Genomic DNA, 8984 nt, shown 5'->3' with positions numbered 1-8984 from the left:
TTCTGTGCCTCGGCAATTGCCTGGAGAGCAAGAGTGGTCTTGCCTCCTCCCTCCGGACCATAGATCTCAACGATCCTGCCGCGCGGAAGCCCGCCGATGCCGAGTGCGGCATCAAGGGAAAGACTGCCGGTCGAAATGGCAGGAACCAACGCCCTGTCTGGGTGATCGCCAAGCTTCATGACTGAACCCTTCCCAAACTGCTTCTCTATCTGTACCATGGCAGCTGCCAGAGCTTTGTCACGATCGGTGACTCTGTCGGCGGTCTCATTCTTCTGCACCTTGTCGGTCATCTTTCCGTTTTCCATACAGCCTCCACGTTTGGTGTGAGCCTTATAGTTCAGTATAATTCGGTCTCCTTATTCGGCAAATGGTACAAGCCGCACCGAAGCGCGGGCAATGTACACCGGATGACCCTGTCCCATGATACTCTCGTAGAGAACAACGTCTGTGACAGGAACCACAAATGGCTCTACAGATCCTGCCTCAATGGCCGCAACCTCGTCATCACGCGTACCGGGTGCAAACCGGCCCAGCGTTACGTGCGGCGCAAAATGCTCCGTCCGACCGTTGGAACCCAGTCCGGACAAGGAGAGATCAATCTTCGCGACCAGATCAGTGAGAGCCTGGGGGATGACGCTGGGCCCGGTCCACAGAACGGTCGGACGCCCGTCACGCCGAAATACGCCGAACCTGTCCAGCACGACACTGGTTCCTGGCGTCGCCGCGAGCGACAAACGCCCTACTGCGTCATCGATTTGCTCATCCGGAAGCTCCCCCAGGAACCGCAGCGTGATATGGCAGGAGGCAACGGGAACCAGTCTGAGCGTTGGAACAGTTGAAGCGAAGCTCGTCCTGTTGGTCCGCAGCCAGTCAGAGAAACTACTTGGCAGAGGGATAGCGACAAATGCTCTCACAGGAGGATGCCGTCAAGGTCGTAGGGGCCTACCGCCGCGATCCGTGCCCGGCAGATATCGCCTGACACAGGTTGGGTCTTGTGACCAGTTTGTACCACAACGGTGTTGTCGACGTCGGGCGCATCAAGCAGAGTCCTGCCGTAGATCCCTGACTGAGTCACTCCATCGACAATGACCTCGACATCTCTGCCCAGGTATCGAACCTCATTGATGGAAGAAGAGATTTTCTGTTGAACCTCCATGAACTCACGCAGCCGGCGGCCCTTTGTTGATCCATGCACCTGATCTGGGAACCGTGAAGATACAGCCAAGGCTTCCCTCGAATAGGCAAATGCCGACGCATGATCCAGTCGAAGCACACGGAGATCGGCAAGCAGGCGTTGGAACTGCTCTTCGGTCTCGCCCGGGAACCCGACGATAAAGGTGCTCCGGATCCCCGCATCCGGGATGATCCGTCGAACCCGGTTGACCACACGCGCTGCCGACCCGGCCGCCCAAGGGCGTCCCATGGCCCTCAGAACAACTGGATCTGTGTGCTGGAGGGGAATGTCGACATAGTGGGCAATGTGGCGCGAACCACCAATCACCTCAAGAAGTTCCTGAGTCACCAAAGTGGGGTAGAGATACAACACGCGCAGAATTCTGACACCCGGCAGTTGATCGAGATCACGAAGGAGTGCTGCAAGCTGTGGACGATGTTCGGGAGTCAGATCCATGCCATAGGCACTCGTGTTTTGCGAAACAAGGATGAGCTCGGTCGCACCGGCCTGTACCAGCTGTTCCGCCTCACGCAGAATCGTGTCAGGGGAGCGACTGATGAGAGGCCCCTTGATCCGGGGTATTGTACAGTAGGTACACCGCTGCGAGCACCCATCCGCTATCTTGAGATAGGCATAGGAGCCGCTCCCACTCAAAAGGCGTGGCGCCTCAAACGCCCGCATAGCATCCAGGTCGACAGGTCGCTCGACTCCTGGAGGTGGGACCTGCTTCAGCAGGCCCTCCCAGAACGCTTTCTGGTACATCGCGTCCACTCCCATGACGGCGTACAATCCCGGATGTCGCTTCAGGACTTGCTCCCTCCACAACTGTGGATAGCACCCTACCGCCACAATTCGTACAACGTGCCCTTCAGCCTGCAGGCGCTCCACGGCATCGAGCGTCTCGTCAGCCTCATCACGAGCCGCTCCCAGGAAGCCACACGTGTTAATGACGACAACATCAGCATCCTGAGGCTCAGCACAAACCAGAGCCGTTGGTTCTGCCGCCATGACTTGCCCAAGCATTGCCTCGCTGTCAGCCAAGTTCTTTGCGCACCCGAGGCTGACCATACAAACTCGAGGCCTACGGTGTATGCGCCGGCGAGCCATACTCAAGGGTCATGACCGTCTTGTCAGGAGAGGCCACTCCTTGATCAACACCATTTGCCGTCACCTGTGTATGCATGGCATTGCCAAAGTTGACGACAACATGGTTCCCTGTAGCCTGCGTGCTGTCTCCCGGACTCAGGACTCCGGAAAAGACGACACTCCCGTCCACGGTGATCTCTAGCCATGCACGTTGCGTCGTCGAGGCGAATCTTAGCGTCATCGCCCCCTGCGGCGTGGTATCGGGCATCGAAGGTGTTGCATATACGGAGGAACCCGTCGTATCCGAAGGCACAGACGGCGTACTCGAGGGCCCGGTCTGCCCTCCTGGCACAACGGGCGTTACCGCCCATGGTCTCCACAGCAGAACGACGGCAGCCACCAGAGCCACTACTACGATCAGGACAGTGGGAACAAAGCTGCGCTTCTTCCTGTATGCTGGAACCGTTGTCGCAGAATGAACGAGCTTCGCAGGTTGCGCGGTCACTTCGTTAGAATCTGTGGTTACGGTGGGAGACGAACCCCCGAACGCTGCAACAATGTCGTCACCGTTCAGCCCAAGATACTCGGCGTAGCGACGTGCGTATGACTTGAAGAACCCGTTCGGTTCCGGTGGACCGCCCGCTTCCAAGGATTCAAGCATGGACTTGCGCAGGAGAGTTGCGCGGGCAACATCCTCGAGCGACAATTCAAGCGACGTTCGCTTTTCCCGAAGAGCTGTTCCGGCCTGTTGGCGATCCATCCAGTCTCCTCCTAGCGCCGACGCTTGGAACCGCTTGCTGTTCCGGCCGGCAGGAGAGCCTTGTCAAGTACCTGTGCAATGTCGTTGACAAAGGTGAACTCAAGTTTCTTGCTGATATCGGGCGAGATCTTGCTCGTGTCGCGACGGTTCTCCTCGGGAAGGATCAGCTTCCTGATCCCTGCGCGGTATGCGCCGAGTACCTTTGCCTTGATACCGCCGACAGGCAACACCTGCCCGCGCAACGTAATCTCGCCAGTCATCGCTATGTCTGAACGCACTTTCCGGCCCGTGAGAGCCGAAACCATGGCTGTTGCCATCGTGACACCGGCAGATGGTCCTTCCTTCGGGACCGCGCCTTCCGGAACATGCACGTGCAGATCCGTCTTCTCAATGAAATGGGGGTCCAGCCCAATGTCGACAGCATGCGTACGGATATAGCTGAGCGCAGCCTGGGCCGATTCCTTCATCACGTCGCCGAGTTGGCCCGTGAGTTGAAGATTGCCCTTGCCGTCCATACGCGTGGACTCGACATAGACAGTGTCACCACCGTACTGGGTGACAACAAGACCGCATGCAACTCCTACGCGCGCTTCCTTGATGAGACTCGTGTAGGAATACGGGGCCAGATCCAGATAGGCCGCAAGACCGTCCGCGTGAACGGTAGCGCCTGTAAACGACTTCTTCTCCTCAACCTTCGCTCTGGCTACCTTGCGGCATATCCTGACAAGCGAGCGTTCGAGTCCTCGTACTCCGGCTTCCCGCGTGTACTGCTGGATAATCGCCAGAACGGCTCGGTCATCGATCACAAGGTCTTCCTTCTTCAGTCCATGCTGCTGCATCGCCTTAGGAAGAAGGAAATGCCGAGCTATCTGCTGTTTCTCCTCGTCCGTGTATCCAGGCAGGGAAATGACCTCCATGCGGTCGAGGAGAGCAGATGGAATCGTCTCCGATACGTTCGCCGTCGTCAGGAAAAGGACCTCAGAAAGGTCAAATGGGATTTCGATATAGTGGTCGCTGAACTGCGTATTCTGTTCTGGATCAAGAGCCTCGAGCAGAGCAGCTGTCGGGTCGCCCCGGAAATCCGCGCCAACCTTGTCGATCTCATCCAGAAGGAATACTGGATTCTTGGTGCCTGCCTGCTTGATTCCCTGAATAATGCGCCCCGGCATAGCTCCAACATAGGTTCTGCGGTGTCCGCGCACTTCCGCCTCGTCCCGAATGCCGCCGAGGGAGACATGGACGAACTTTCTGTCGAGCGTCTCCGCAATGGATTTGCCCAGCGATGTCTTGCCAACACCAGGCGGCCCGACAAAACAAAGAATCGGACCCTTGGCCTTGTCCGAAAGCTTGCGCACTGCAAGATACTCGAGTATCCGGTCCTTAATCTCTTCAAGCCCATAGTGGTCCTTGTCCAGAACCTTGCGTGCACGCTTCAGGTCAATCTTGTCGGCAGTCCTGATGTCCCATGGGAGGCCAATAAGCCAGTCCAGATATGTTCTGATGATGGAGCTTTCTGGACTCATCGCAGGCGTTTTCGCAAGTCTGGCCAGCTCTTCCTCGATCTTGTCGCGGGCGTAGGCAGGCATATGGATCTTCTCGAGCTTCTGCCGGTACTCTCCTACCTCGCCGGCCTCCTCACCCTCTTCACCGAGTTCTTTCTCGATTGCTCTGACCTGCTCGCGGAGGTAGTACTCTCGCTGGGACTGGTCAATCTTGGCTTTCACGTCGCTCTCGATCTTCCGTGCAAGCTCCAGCACATAAATCTCTTTGGCGAGGAGTTCGGCGATGCGGTGAAGTCGTTCTTCTGCATCCGATATAGCAAGCAGCGCCTGCCGGTCTTCGGTCCCGAGCAGTAGGCTGCTCGCAACAAGGTCTGCGAACCTGTCGGGCTCCGTGACGCCGGAGACATTGTTCACCGTCTCCGACGGTAATTTCCTGGACAACTCGACGTACTGGGAAAACTGGTCGAGAACAACACGCATGAGAGCCTGACGCTCCGTTGATGTCTTCTCGTCTGCCGGCAGTGGCTCGACGCTGGCCACAAGCATCTCGTTGTCGTCCGAGCGCACGTTCGTGATGCGAACTCTGCGGACGCCCTCTACGAGAACTCGATCGCTCCCATCGGGCAGCTTGAGCAGCTGCAGAATCTCGGCACCGACGCCGATATCATAGAGATCAGCAAGCCCAGGGTCTTCGTTCGACTCATCTTTCTGGCATACAAGCACAATCTTGCGATTACCCGCCAGCGCAGACTCGATGCTCTTCAGCGATTTTGGCCTGCCCACAAAGAGGGGAAGGACATGGTATGGAAAAACCACCACGTTCCGCAGGGGAATCAGTGGCGCTTCAGATAGTTCCCAATCACGTTCACTCATTGAGGGTATTGTCTCCTGTCAAGCGGATTCCTGCAAGGGAATGCGCTCGGTCGTCCCGTCGGTTCTCGTCGTAACGATCTCATGGCACTCCGAGAAAAACTCGTCTCCCACGGACACCTCCGTGACTCCCTTGAAGGAGGGAAGTTCGAACATCAGATCCACCATGGGCTGGTCGACTACAGCTTTCAAACCACGGGCTCCCATACCCATGTCTTTCGCTTTTTCGGCTATGCGTTCCAGTGCGGATTCGGTGAATGCCAGGCTGACCCCATCCATGGCAAAGAGCTCCTGATACTGCTGGACGATCGAGTTTTTCGGCTCGACCAAAATCCGTCTCAGATCACTCACTGATAGTTCTTGCAGCTCGAGTTTCAGAGGAAATCTGCCTACGAGCTCAGGCAACAGGCCGAACTTGACAAAGTCGGCGCTGAGCAGCTTCTTGCCTTCATGGTCGGCGGGTTCGTGAACGAACCCAACCTCCCTCGGAGTTGACCGCAGTTTCCTGATATTGTCGAGTCCGTCAAATGTCCCACCCCCAATAAAGAGAACGTCTCGGGTGTTGAACTTGATGTTCTCCTGAAGAGGATGCTTGCGTCCACCCTGAGGAGGGACATTGGCAATGGTCCCCTCCACGATCTTGAGCAGTGCCTGCTGGACTCCTTCACCACTGACATCACGCGTGATCGACGGGTTTTCGGACTTCCGCCCAATCTTGTCGATCTCGTCAATATAGATGATGCCACACTCAGCCCGAGCGACGTCGAAATTCGTAGCCTGCAGCAGTCCAAGGAGGATGTTCTCCACATCCTCGCCAACATAGCCAGCCTCAGTGAGTGTCGTTGCATCAGCAATGGTGAACGGAACATCGAGAATCCGGGCGAGAGTCCTCGCCAGATAGGTCTTGCCGACCCCCGTGGGCCCTGTGAGCAGGATGTTGGACTTCTCGATCTCCACTTTGGAGTTCTTCTTGGCTCTCAGGCGTTTGTAGTGATTGTACGCGCCAACAGCGAGAGCCTTCTTGACCTCATTCTGGCCAATAACGTACTCGTTCAGGCGCGCATAGATTTCCTTGGGGCGCAGCGACTTGAAATCGATGTCATGACTCTCATGCCTGGACTGCTGCATGAGTTGGTTGCCCCGCTCGATGCAGTCGTCGCAGATGTACGATCCGTCGAGCCCCTTGATGAGCAGGCCGACCTCACTCGACTTCTTGCCGCAGAACGAGCAGGATGGTTCTTCGCTATTGTGGCTGGGCATTCTTCCCCAATGGGCCAATTTCCCCTGCAACGCCAATCTTGGAGATGACCTGGTCTACGATGCCATACTCCATCGCCTCTTCGGCAGACATGAAGAAGTCTCGTTCGGTATCTCTTCGCACAGTCTCAAGAGGTTTTCCCGTATGTGAGGCGAGAATGTTGCTCACAGATTCCTTGATCCGCAGAATCTCCTTGGCCTGAATTTCAATGTCCGTCGCCTGCCCCTGGGCTCCACCCCAGGGCTGGTGGATCATAATGCGCGAGTTCGGCAGCGCAAATCTCTTTCCCTTGCGCCCAGCAGCAAGAAGAATGGCGGCGAGGCTTGCCGCCTGTCCCAGACAGATGGTAGACACAGGAGCATTGATGTACTGCATGGTATCGTAGATCGCCATGCCAGGAGTGACTTCGCCGCCAACGCTGTTGATATAGAGATAAATGTCTTTGGTGCCGCTTTCGGCCGTCAGATAGAGCATTTCGGCGACGATCAGGTTCGAGACCTGGGTATCGATTTCTCCACCAAGGAATACGATCCGGTCCTTCAGCAGCCGAGAGTAGATATCATAACCACGTTCACCATGAACCGTCTGTTCGACTACATATGGAATAACACTCATTGTGCCTCCTGTTCAGCCTTTGGGGACTCTTTCAACTGAACTGCGCCAGCAATCAGGCTGCGCGTATTCTCCCAGACGATAACATTGCGGACTGTCTTGCGCCCCTTCTCTATCGTCGTGTCGATATCCGCTTTGGCCAGTTCTTCCTTGTGCGATTCCACATAGGCCTCGATGTCTGCGTCCACAGCCACGATACCACAGGCTCTCTCAGTTGCCTCCATCAGGAGGTCGCGCTGAAGCAGTTTGACAGCGTCCGCTTCAACGTCCTGAGTCAACTGTTCGGCGCTGATATTATTGTACTTCAGATACTCGTTGAGAGAAAGCCCATTGCGGGCAAGGCTCTCCTTGATTTCGCCCAGCCGTTCCTGAGTCGCGTCACGCCGAACATATCCAGGGAAATCGATGCCCAACTTCTCAGCAGCGCTCTCGATAGCACGACTGAAGATTGAGTCCTTCCTGACCTCGTCCGCCTTGTGCTGTTCGTCTTCTTCAAGAGTCTTCCGAAGCTCCACGAGGGAGTCAAACGCCCCGACACTCCGGGCAAATTCGTCATTGACTTCTGGAATGTATTTTTCAGCAACACCGTCGAGAGTGATGTCTCCCTCGAGGACGCTCTCCTGCATCTGCACACTGAAGTGCTTCGATTCTCCAACATTCATTCCACTGAGAGATGGCTCGTAGGCCTTACCCACTTCGCCCTCACCCACCGTGAACTCCGTGTGATAAGGATTCTGTGACTTCTCGGTTGCGATGGTGACCGTGACGAGATCACCGTGAGCAGCCGGGCCATTTTTCGGGGATGTTTCGGTCACAGCATCGACAAGAGCCTTGATGCGGCTTTCGACGGCTTTGGTCGTATCAGTCTGAATGTCTTCAACCTCGACGCCACTCCACAGATCATGATCTGCCTTGGGCATCTCGAAGACACGTACGTCGACCTTCAGCCCATTGGCTGCAGTGTCTTCGAGTATTGAATCGACGATTTCAGGCTCAAAAATGAGGGCGTCGGTTTCCTTGTGTTCCTTGAGGAACGCGACATAAGCTTGAGAGGCCGCCTTCTGAAGGACGTCGTCCTTCAACTCCTCATCGCTGACATATTTGCCGACGATGGAAAGGGGGGCCTTCCCCGGACGGAACCCGGGTATACGGAGTTTGCCGGCCATCGCCAGCGTCGCCTCGCGGCGCATTGCTGAGACTTCGTCGGCACTGAATGTTGCAGAGAGTACGGTCGAATTGCCAATCTTCTTAGTGGTGGTGTATTCCACGATCTCCTCCAAGTTGGTGCGAAGGGCGGGAGTCGAACCCGCATGGAATTACCCACTGGATCCTAGGTCCAGCGCGTCTGCCAGTTCCGCCACCCTCGCTGAATACTTACTGACATCGCAGGGAACTGAATCTTTGGCCAAGTGGTGGTGGGTCGTGCAGGACTTGAACCTGTAACCGCCTGATTAAGAGTCAGATGCTCTACCAATTGAGCTAACGACCCACAACTTGAACGCAACGATTATAGGACTTTTCATGAGGGTGTCAAGCAATCCTGTGGCTATACCTGCATCACATGTCACTCGGTGGATTCTCGTGGCTCAAGATAAAGTTGGCGCGCCCAGCAGGAGTTGAACCTGCAACCCGCGGATCCGAAGTCCGCAGCTCTATCCAATTGAGCTATGGGCGCTCACCTCACGATCCTGGTGCGCTTAGCAGGACTCGAACCTGCGGCCT

At 56.1% G+C, this 8984-nt stretch carries 7 protein-coding genes, 3 tRNA genes and 1 pseudogene; all 11 read right to left on the bottom strand.

What is annotated here, in order from left to right:
* Nucleotides 1–305 (bottom strand): annotated as a pseudogene (locus tag SMC5_RS02935) (hypothetical protein); the annotation flags it as partial.
* Between the two features lie 51 nt (nucleotides 306–356).
* Nucleotides 357–914 (bottom strand): RNA 2',3'-cyclic phosphodiesterase, encoded by a 558-nt coding sequence (thpR, locus tag SMC5_RS02930; protein WP_119119520.1) that lies wholly within the window; start codon nucleotides 912–914, stop codon nucleotides 357–359.
* On the bottom strand, nucleotides 911–2242 hold the full coding sequence (rimO, locus tag SMC5_RS02925) for a 30S ribosomal protein S12 methylthiotransferase RimO (protein WP_165846192.1): 1332 nt from the start codon (nucleotides 2240–2242) through the stop codon (nucleotides 911–913). Before rimO ends, thpR begins: the two co-directional genes overlap by 4 nt.
* A gap of 13 nt (nucleotides 2243–2255) precedes the next feature.
* Nucleotides 2256–3020, bottom strand: a complete 765-nt coding sequence (locus SMC5_RS02920) for a helix-turn-helix domain-containing protein (protein ID WP_119119518.1) — start codon at nucleotides 3018–3020, stop codon at nucleotides 2256–2258.
* Nucleotides 3021–3031: 11 nt separating this feature from the next.
* Entirely contained in the window at nucleotides 3032–5395 is a 2364-nt protein-coding gene (gene lon, locus SMC5_RS02915; RefSeq protein ID WP_119119517.1) for an endopeptidase La, read from the bottom strand.
* An 18-nt stretch (nucleotides 5396–5413) separates the two neighbouring features.
* Complete coding sequence (clpX, locus tag SMC5_RS02910) at nucleotides 5414–6652, bottom strand: ATP-dependent Clp protease ATP-binding subunit ClpX (RefSeq protein WP_119119516.1); 1239 nt, start codon at nucleotides 6650–6652, stop codon at nucleotides 5414–5416.
* A complete protein-coding gene (gene clpP / locus SMC5_RS02905) occupies nucleotides 6636–7265 on the bottom strand; it encodes an ATP-dependent Clp endopeptidase proteolytic subunit ClpP (RefSeq protein ID WP_119119515.1) in 630 nt (209 codons plus the stop codon). The genes clpX and clpP overlap by 17 nt, the downstream gene beginning before the upstream one ends.
* Nucleotides 7262–8530 (bottom strand): trigger factor, encoded by a 1269-nt coding sequence (locus tag SMC5_RS02900; protein WP_165846191.1) that lies wholly within the window; start codon nucleotides 8528–8530, stop codon nucleotides 7262–7264. The genes clpP and SMC5_RS02900 overlap by 4 nt, the downstream gene beginning before the upstream one ends.
* Before the next feature lie 14 nt (nucleotides 8531–8544).
* A tRNA-Leu gene (locus SMC5_RS02895) sits at nucleotides 8545–8629 on the bottom strand.
* A gap of 46 nt (nucleotides 8630–8675) precedes the next feature.
* A tRNA-Lys gene (locus SMC5_RS02890) sits at nucleotides 8676–8751 on the bottom strand.
* Between the two features lie 109 nt (nucleotides 8752–8860).
* Nucleotides 8861–8937: transfer RNA gene (locus SMC5_RS02885), tRNA-Arg, on the bottom strand.
* Nucleotides 8938–8984 lie beyond the last annotated feature (47 nt).

Origin of the sequence: Candidatus Cryosericum odellii, assembly GCF_003570935.1 — a bacterium.
Classification (GTDB): Bacteria; Caldisericota; Caldisericia; order Cryosericales; family Cryosericaceae; genus Cryosericum; species Cryosericum odellii.
This window is presented reverse-complemented; position numbering and strand designations above follow the sequence as displayed.